Annotated in this window: 1 protein-coding gene; it reads left to right on the plus strand. The window is 40.8% G+C overall.

All coding sequences use genetic code 11. From position 1 onward, the window contains the following. Positions 1 to 1,227, plus strand: a 1,227-nt coding sequence (locus tag AC1DJR_RS30370) for a primase C-terminal domain-containing protein (RefSeq protein WP_477004297.1), incomplete at both ends; no start/stop codon positions are given.

The raw sequence follows: 1,227 nt of genomic DNA on the forward strand, positions 1-1,227 counted from the left end.
CTCAAGATACTACATATTACACACCTAACACATTTTATCGTAATGACAAGCGCAATAAGGCATCTTTACGCTGGTTAAACGCAATGGTCATTGATATAGACGCAAAAGGCGGCAATGAAGAAAATAAAGGTTTGACGGTTCCAGATGTATTAGACCGCGTTGAGTGCGCAGGGCTTCCAGAGCCTTCTTTAATTGTTAAAACGCCGTCTGGTGGGTTCCACGTCTACTTTTATTTTGCTGTACCTAAAAGAGCCTATACAAAGACTATAGAGTTTTACGAGCGTATTCAGCGTGAAATTATCGCAAGTATCGGCGGTGATCCTGTTGCTGTTGGTGCAGAGCGTTATTTCCGTGTGGTTACAGATCAAAATACAGTTTATGAGTCTAATAATCGTATAGACTTCCAGGGGCTTATAGACTGGATGATCATACAGCAAGAAGACCGTTCTTTCTTTAAAAAGGTAACAGTAGGGCAATGTGATTTATTGTCTCATCCAGCTATTTTGAAGCTTCTACAAGGTGTAGAAGAAGGGAAGAGAGATAACACTTGTTATACGTTAGCTTTAACATTTAAAGCTTCTGGATACGCAAAGGAAGAAGCTGAAAATAAGCTTCGTGAATGGAATGCAAAGCTAGAAAAGCCTTTAACGGTATTAAAGGTAAAACAAAAGGTTCGTAGTGCGTTCCAGGGAACGAAAAAAGGGCCAGCGGCTTGCTATATACGTGAATTATCGGGAATGCCTTTTTCATATCGCCCGTTTGAAGGGAAAAAAGAGCGTGAAGATCGTCAATATAGCCATATGCAAGAATGGGAATCTGATATTTTAGCATACTTAGAGCAACAAAAAGGGGAAGTATCGGGATCACAACGCAAATTAGCAAAGGATATGGGAATACCTTTTTCATCTTTTAAGATCGTTATAGGCCGTTTACAAGCTTCTGACCGTATTAACCTAACGGTTACAGGAAAAGGGCGTGGGGCGAAGACAACACTTGAATTAGTGGCCCAAGAGCAAGCTATGGAACAAATTGAAGTTGAGCAAGAAAGAAACATAGATTCAGAGCCAATAGTGATGAGTGCGCCTGTTTTATCCCTTAAAAAAAATGAGCCAAATCCGTATACACTTAAAGATACGGTGGTGGGTGGGAGCTCTTTAATGTCTGGTATTTCGATCTCCCGGACCACTTATACTACTACTCTTGTAGGCACTCTTTCGGCTTCTCAAC

The sequence above is a fragment of the Bacillus sp. 05T31 genome (assembly GCF_056396725.1).